Consider the following 5,804-nt stretch of genomic DNA (forward strand, 5'->3'; position numbering starts at 1 on the left):
ACGCCCCCCGGGCCGACACCCACGCCGACCCCGACGCCCACGCCCACGCCGACCACCCCGGACCCGGAACCGACCGCCACGCAGGGCACCGGCAGCCCGGCCCCGGCCGACCCGTCGGCCACCCCGACCGGCTGACCCGTCGCACGCCGCGCGCCGTACGCGGCGCCGTACGCGGCCCGCGGGGCTCAGGGACCGGCCGCAGGCCCGGGCCGGCGGCCTAGGCCCGGCCCTTGCCCCGGGCCGCGTCCTGCGCCGGGGCCGGGGGGTCGGCCGGGTGCGGGGCCATCGGCAGCAGCGAGGCGAGCCGTGCCTCGCACAGCTCGACCAGGGCGTCGTAGCCCGCCTTGCCCATCAGCTCGGTCAGTTCCGCCCGGTACGACACGTAGACCGGCTCGCCGGCCCCGTGCGCGGAGGTCGCCGACGTGCACCACCAGTGCAGGTCGTGACCGCCCGGGCCCCAGCCGCGCCGGTCGTACTCACCGATGGAGATCTGCAGCACCCGGGTGTCGTCGGGCCGGTCGATCCAGTCGTACGTGCGCCGGATCGGCAGCTGCCAGCACACGTCCGGCTTGGTCTCCAGCGGCTCGCGGCCCTCCCGCAGCGCCAGGATGTGCAGTGAGCAGCCGGCGCCACCGGGGAAACCGGGCCGGTTCTGGAAGATGCACGAACCCTTCCAGCGGCGGGTCTGCTTCTCCCCGTCGTCGTCGAGCTGGGTCCAGCCGGAGGCCGTGCCCACCTCGTGGAACTGCCACAGCTCCGGCGTCAGCCGGGCCACGTGCCCGGCCACCCGGGCCTCGTCGTCCTCGTCGGAGAAGTGCGCGCCGAGCGTGCAGCAGCCGTCGTCGGCGCGGCCCTCCTGGATGCCCTGGCAGCCCTTGCCGAAGATGCAGGTCCAGCGGGAGGTCAGCCAGGTCAGGTCGCAGCGGAAGACCTGCTCGTCGTCGGCGGGGTCGGGGAACTCCACCCAGGCCCGCGCGAAGTCCAGGCCCTTCTCGTCGGGCTCGGGGCGGAACGCGACCGCGACGCCCTCGGCCGGGCCGGTCCCACCGGTGCCGGGGGCCTTGCCGGCCTTGCCGGGCCGGCCGGTCGTAGCGGTCTTACCGGACGTGCCGGTCTCACCGGACTTACCGGACTTCTTGCTCTTGGCCTTCTTCGTGTCTGGCACAAACCCAAGCCTAAGCGCCCCTAAGGTCACCCGTCCGCGTCCGTGCCAGTAGCGTTTCGCGTATGAGACTCGGTGTCCTTGACGTGGGTTCGAACACGGTCCACCTGCTGGTGATGGACGCGCACCCCGGTGCGCGTCCGCTTCCGGCGCACTCGCACAAGGTGGAACTGCGGCTGGCGGAGCTGCTCGACGAGCACGGCGCCGTCACCGACGAGGGCGTCGAGCGGCTCGTCACGGTCATCGCGGGCGCGGTGCAGGCCGCCGAGGACAAGGGGTGCGAGGACGTCCTGCCCTTCGCGACCTCGGCCGTGCGCGAGGCCACCAACGCCGACGCGGTGCTGGAGCGGGTCCGTACCGAGACGGGCGTGGACCTCCAGGCGCTCAGCGGCGAGGACGAGGCCCGGCTGACGTTCCTGGCGGTACGCCGCTGGTTCGGCTGGTCGGCGGGCAAGCTGCTGGTCCTGGACATCGGCGGGGGCTCGCTGGAGATCGCGCTGGGCATGGACGAGGAGCCCGACGCCGCGGTGTCGCTGCCGCTGGGCGCCGGCCGGCTGACGGCGGGCTGGCTGCCCGGCGACCCGCCGCAGCCGGACGACGTACGGGCGCTGCGGCGGCACGCGCGGGCGCAGATCGCCCGGGCGGTCGGCGAGTTCACCCGGCTCGGAGCCCCGGACCACGTGGTCGCCACGTCCAAGACCTTCAAGCAGCTCGCCCGGATCGCGGGCGCCGCCCGATCCGCCGAGGGCCTGTACGTGCCGCGCACGCTGAGCCGCAAGTCGCTGGAGGAGTGGGTGCCGCGGCTGGCCACGATGACGGTCGCCGAGCGCTGCACCCTGCCCGGCGTCTCGGAGGGCCGGGCCCGGCAGCTGCTGGCGGGGGCGCTGGTCGCCGAAGGCGCCATGGACCTGTTCGGCGTGGACGACGTGGAGATCTGCCCCTGGGCCCTGCGCGAGGGCGTCATCCTCCGCCGCCTGGACCACCTGCCGACCACGGGCGCCTGACCCGCCGGCGCCCGGGCCGGCCCGCCCGGGCCGCCGGCACCGGCCCGCCCCGGCCGCCGGCACCGGCCCGCCGTCGGTCCGGTGGCCGACCCCGGCCGGTGGCGTGGGCCTGGCGTCGCCCGTCGGCGTCCGGCCCGGTGGCCGACCACTACCGGCGGCCCGAACACGCGCCCCGTACCCTGTCCCTCGTGGCAGAACCAGTGGTGCGCATCCCGGACGCGAAGGTCGCCCTGTCCACCGCCTCCGTCTATCCGGAGTCCACGGCGACGGCCTTCGAGATCGCCGCGCGCCTCGGCTACGACGGCGTCGAGGTCATGGTCTGGAACGACCCCGTCAGCCAGGACGTCGACGCCCTGCGCCGGCTCTCCGACCACCACGGCGTGCCCGTCCTCGCCATCCACGCCCCCTGCCTGCTGATCACCCAGCGGGTGTGGTCCACCGACCCGTGGACCAAGCTCCAGCGCGCCCGCTCCGCGGCCGAACGGCTCGGCGCGTCCACCGTCGTCGTGCACCCGCCGTTCCGCTGGCAGCGCCAGTACAGCCGCGAGTTCGTGGGCGGGATCTGGCGGATGGCCGAGGAGACCGACGTCCGCTTCGCCGTCGAGAACATGTACCCCTGGCGCTACCGCGACCGCGAGATGCTCGCGTACGCGCCCGAGTGGGACGTCACCAAGGACGACTACCGCCACTTCACGATCGACCTCTCGCACACCGCGACCGCCCGCACCGACGCCACCGCGATGATCGACCGCATGGGCGAGCGCCTCGCCCACGTCCACCTCGCCGACGGCAACGGCTCCAGCAAGGACGAGCACCTCGTACCCGGCCGTGGCACCCAGCCGTGCGCCGAACTGCTCGAACGCCTCGCCCGGACCGGTTTCGGCGGGCACGTCGTCATCGAGGTCAACACCCGCCGGGCCATGTCCTCCGCCGAGCGCGAGGCCGACCTCGCCGAGGCCCTGGCCTTCACCCGGCTGCACCTGGCGGCGAGCAGCGGCCGGGGCCGCGCCGGCCCCGCCAGGACGAGGCCGACAACGGCCCCGGCGCCATGGAGCGGATCCGCCTCGCCGCCCGCTCCGAGTTCGCCGCGCGCGGCTACGACAAGACCTCGCTGCGCGGGATCGCCAAGACGGCCGGGGTGGACCCCGCCCTGATCCACCACTACTTCGGCAGCAAGGACGAGCTGTTCGCCGACACCATCGAGCTGAGCCTGGAGCCGGCCGTCCTGGTCCCGCAGATCCTGGGCACCGGCCCCGACGGCATCGGCGAGCGCCTGGTCCGCTACTTCCTCGGCATCTGGGAGAACCCCGTCACCCGGGCCCCGCTCCTGGCCGTGATCCGCTCGGCCCTCACCCACGAGGCCGCCGCCCGGGTCCTGCGCGACCTGGTCCTGCGCCGCCTGCTGGAGCGGGTCGCCGCCGACCTCGACGTCCCCGACCCCACCTTCCGGGCCGAGCTCGCCGCCTCCCACATGGTCGGCATCGCGGTCCTGCGCTACGTCGTCCAGGTCGAGCCGCTGGCCTCCGCGGACCCCGAGAAGATCGTCGAGCTGGTGGCCCCCACCCTCCAGCGGTACCTGACCGAGGGCTGATCCTCCCGTCCCGGCATCCGGACAAGCCGTCCGTATCCCGGGCCAGGAGGCGTAGCCTCGTATCCGAGCCATATCCACGGACGCGGCAGGCGCGTGAGCGCCGCCGCCATCATGGGGAGTACCCGATGCCCGAGCTGAGGTCCCGCACCGTCACCCACGGCCGCAACATGGCAGGCGCTCGTGCGCTCATGCGCGCGTCGGGCGTAGCGAGCGAGGACATCGGCAAGCCGATCATCGCGGTGGCCAACTCCTTCACCGAGTTCGTCCCCGGGCACACCCACCTCGCCCCCGTCGGCCGGATCGTCTCCGACGCCATCCGCGCCGCCGGCGCCGTCCCGCGCGAGTTCAACACCATCGCCGTCGACGACGGCATCGCGATGGGCCACGGCGGCATGCTGTACTCGCTCCCCTCCCGCGACCTGATCGCCGACAGCGTGGAGTACATGGTCGAGGCGCACTGCGCCGACGCCCTGATCTGCATCTCCAACTGCGACAAGATCACCCCCGGCATGCTGATGGCCGCGATGCGCCTCAACATCCCCGTGGTCTTCGTCTCCGGCGGCCCGATGGAGGCCGGCCAGGCCGTCCTGGTCGACGGCACGGTCCGCAAGCTGGACCTGATCGACGCGATGGTGGACGCCTCCAACGAGAACGTCTCCGACGAGGACGTGCTCCGCATCGAGGAGAACGCCTGTCCCACCTGCGGCTCCTGTTCCGGCATGTTCACCGCCAACTCCATGAACTGCCTCGCCGAGGCCATCGGCCTGGCCCTCCCCGGCAACGGCTCGGTCCTCGCCACCCACACCGCCCGCCGCGCCCTGTACGAGAACGCCGGCCGCACGGTCGTGGAGATCACCAAGCGCTACTACGAGGACGGCGACGAGTCCGTCCTGCCGCGCAACATCGCCACCCGCCAGGCCTTCGAGAACGCCATGGCCCTGGACATCGCCATGGGCGGCTCCACGAACACGATCCTGCACCTGCTGGCCGCCGCGCAGGAGGCGGGCCTGGACTACGACCTCAAGGACATCGACGAGGTCTCGCGGCGCGTGCCGTGCCTGGCCAAGGTCGCCCCGAACGTCGCTCCCGGCGGCACGTACTACATGGAGGACGTCCACCGGGCCGGCGGCATCCCCGCCATCCTCGGCGAACTCCACCGCGGCGGGCTGCTGAACAAGGACGTCACGACGGTCCACTCGAAGAACCTGGAGGACTGGCTCGGCACCTGGGACGCCCGCGGTGGCACGGCGTCGCCCGAGGCCATGGAACTGTGGCACGCGGCCCCCGGCTGCAAGCGCTCCGCCACCGCCTTCTCCCAGTCCGAGCGCTGGGACGCCCTCGACCTGGACGCCGAGCACGGCTGCATCCGCTCCGTCGAGCACGCGTACAGCAAGGACGGCGGCCTGGCGGTCCTGCGCGGCAACATCGCCGAGGACGGCTGCGTCGTGAAGACGGCCGGCGTGGACGAGTCCATCTGGACCTTCGAGGGCCCCGCGGTCGTCTGCGAGTCGCAGGACGAGGCGGTCGAGAAGATCCTGACCAAGCAGGTCAAGGCGGGCGACGTGGTCGTCATCCGCTACGAGGGCCCGCGCGGCGGCCCCGGCATGCAGGAGATGCTCTACCCGACGTCGTTCCTGAAGGGCCGCGGCCTGGGCAAGACCTGCGCCCTGGTCACGGACGGCCGCTTCTCGGGCGGCACCTCCGGCCTGTCGATCGGCCACGCCTCGCCGGAGGCGGCCTCGGGCGGCACGATCGCCCTGGTCGAGGACGGCGACCGCATCCGCATCGACATCCCGAACCGCCAGATCGACCTCCTGGTCGACGAGGCCACCCTGGCCACCCGTCGCGAGGCCCTGGCCGGCGTCTACGCTCCGCGCAACCGCCAGCGCAAGGTCTCGGCCGCGCTGAAGGCCTATGCGGCCATGGCGACGAGTGCGGACAAGGGCGCGGTCCGCGACGTCTCCAAGCTCACCTGACAACACGGGCCTCGCCCACCCCCGGCCCCCGGGCCTGACCTCGGCTGAGCTCCGGGCCCCCGGCCCTCGGC

At 73.4% G+C, this 5,804-nt stretch carries 5 protein-coding genes; 4 read left to right on the plus strand and 1 reads right to left on the minus strand.

What is annotated here, in order from left to right; all coding sequences use genetic code 11:
• Positions 1-217: 217 nt before the first annotated feature.
• Positions 218-1,165, minus strand: a complete 948-nt coding sequence (locus tag EF918_RS31510; RefSeq protein WP_125652337.1) for a hypothetical protein — start codon at positions 1,163-1,165, stop codon at positions 218-220.
• A 62-nt stretch (positions 1,166-1,227) separates the two neighbouring features.
• Between EF918_RS31510 and EF918_RS31515 the strand changes: the two genes are divergently transcribed.
• The 4 genes from EF918_RS31515 to ilvD all read left to right on the plus strand — a co-directional run bounded on the left by EF918_RS31515 (position 1,228) and on the right by ilvD (position 5,733).
• A complete protein-coding gene (locus EF918_RS31515; RefSeq protein ID WP_125652338.1) occupies positions 1,228-2,166 on the plus strand; it encodes a Ppx/GppA phosphatase family protein in 939 nt (312 codons plus the stop codon).
• A 188-nt stretch (positions 2,167-2,354) separates the two neighbouring features.
• A complete protein-coding gene (locus EF918_RS31520) occupies positions 2,355-3,320 on the plus strand; it encodes a sugar phosphate isomerase/epimerase (protein ID WP_125652339.1) in 966 nt (321 codons plus the stop codon).
• Positions 3,215-3,757: a TetR family transcriptional regulator gene (locus EF918_RS31525; RefSeq protein ID WP_125652340.1), complete on the plus strand. Its 543-nt coding sequence runs from the start codon at positions 3,215-3,217 to the stop codon at positions 3,755-3,757. Before EF918_RS31520 ends, EF918_RS31525 begins: the two co-directional genes overlap by 106 nt.
• Positions 3,758-3,882: 125 nt before the next feature.
• Positions 3,883-5,733, plus strand: coding sequence for a dihydroxy-acid dehydratase (gene ilvD, locus EF918_RS31530; RefSeq protein ID WP_125652341.1), 1,851 nt, complete (start codon positions 3,883-3,885; stop codon positions 5,731-5,733).
• Positions 5,734-5,804: the final 71 nt, after the last annotated feature.

This window comes from Streptomyces sp. WAC06614 (assembly GCF_003949795.1).
GTDB lineage: Bacteria > Actinomycetota > Actinomycetes > Streptomycetales > Streptomycetaceae > Streptomyces.